The organism is Kitasatospora sp. NPDC007106 (genome assembly GCF_040634455.1).
In the GTDB taxonomy this organism is placed as follows: Bacteria; Actinomycetota; Actinomycetes; order Streptomycetales; family Streptomycetaceae; genus Kitasatospora; species Kitasatospora arboriphila.
Map to the genome: position 1 here is coordinate 1 of NZ_JBEYFP010001435.1, position 1,077 is coordinate 1,077.

A 1,077-nucleotide genomic window follows, 5' to 3' on the forward strand; every position below is an offset into this window, starting at 1 on the left:
GAGGCGCCGGCACCATCGGCTCCACCGTCGTCGACCAGCTGATCGAGGCCGGTGCCCGCGAGGTCGTCGTGCTCGACAACTCCGGCGGCGGGCAGCAGCGCCTCGAAGTGGCCGTGTACGAGGGCGAGCAGCCGATCGCCCAGCAGAACGAGCTGATGGGCCACGTCACCCTGCGGCTGCCCGCCGGGCTGGGCGGCCGGATCCCGGTCGAGGTGTCGTTCGGCCTCGACAGCGACCGCACGATCACCCTGTCGGTGCGGATCCAGGGCGGCGAGCAGCGGACGGTCAAGTTCAGCCACAACCAGCTCGACCCGGAGCGCAAGGTCCAGGTCGAGGAGCAGCAGCGGCAGATCGAGAACTTCACCGACCGCTGGGCGAACGAGCTGACCGAGGCCGAACTGCGCGAGACGCAGCGGATGATGGACACCCTCGACGACATGGCCGGCGGCCGGACGGGCGGCGAGTCGGTGGACGCGGCGCTGGAGCGGGCGCAGTTCCTGCTGAACGCGCAGCGCTGGGTGCGCAGCACCGAGGCGTACCTGAGCCTGTTCATCCTGTACTGCGAGAAGCACCTGGACGTGGGCGACCTGGGCCGGCTGCGGGCGGTCGCGGCCGAGCTGCGGCAACGCCGCGAGGCCGCGGACTGGGACGGTGCGATGGCGGCCGCCGCCGCCGCGGACGAGCTGTGCGACTCGCTGGGCCACACCTTCCGGATGCTGACGATGTGCAACATCTACGTCAGCCAGAACATGGTGTCGGCGGCGCTCGGCCAGCGGATCCTGGCGGAGCTGCGCGGGCTCGACTCCGCCGTGGAGTCGGCCAACATGGAGGCGGCGAACCGTCACAACTCGGCGCTGCTGGGCCTGTACGCGCAGGCGCAGCGCGAGATGGGCAACGACAGCATGCCGGAGCAGGTCGGGCCGGTCCGCCCCGAGGAGGTCGATCCCCGATGACGGCCGTACCGCCCATCGAGGTGCCGTGCCCGCAGTGCGCGGTGCCCGCGGACGCGGAGAGCCTGCGCTGCCCGTCCTGCCGGGAGGACCTCGCAGCACTGGTCCGCCTGCGGTACGCCGGACG

At 72.0% G+C, this 1,077-nt stretch carries 1 protein-coding gene; it reads left to right on the plus strand.

From position 1 onward, the window contains the following. A partial coding sequence (locus ABZ641_RS39085) for a hypothetical protein (protein ID WP_359989477.1) occupies positions 1 to 953 on the plus strand: 953 nt, incomplete at its 5' end. Positions 954 to 1,077: the final 124 nt, after the last annotated feature.